General features: G+C 46.9%; 1 pseudogene. It reads left to right on the forward strand.

What is annotated here, in order from left to right:
• Positions 1 to 16 precede the first annotated feature (16 nt).
• A pseudogene (locus ACTHUR_RS17990) lies at positions 17 to 525 on the forward strand (DNA-directed RNA polymerase subunit beta'); the annotation flags it as partial.

The raw sequence follows: 525 nt of genomic DNA on the forward strand, positions 1-525 counted from the left end.
CCTTCAAGGAGCAAAAATGAATTTGTTGAACTTATTTAATCCGTTGCAAACTGCCGGCATGGAAGAAGAGTTTGATGCCATCAAAATCGGCATTGCTTCTCCCGAAACCATCCGCTCATGGTCTTACGGCGAAGTTAAAAAGCCCGAAACCATCAACTATCGTACGTTCAAACCTGAGCGTGACGGTCTGTTCTGCGCCAAAATCTTTGGTCCGGTCAAAGACTACGAATGCTTGTGCGGAAAATATAAACGCTTGAAATTTAAAGGCGTAACCTGTGAAAAATGTGGCGTTGAAGTGACTTTGTCCAAAGTACGCCGCGAACGCATGGGTCATATCGAATTGGCCGCACCTGTGGCACACATTTGGTTCTTGAAATCCCTGCCTTCTCGTTTGGGTATGGTGTTGGACATGACTTTGCGCGACATCGAGCGCGTATTGTACTTTGAAGCATTTGTTGTGACCGACCCCGGCATGACTCCGCTGCAACGCCGTCAATTGCTGACTGAAGATGACTACTACAACAA

The organism is Neisseria sp. P0021.S007 (genome assembly GCF_051956855.1).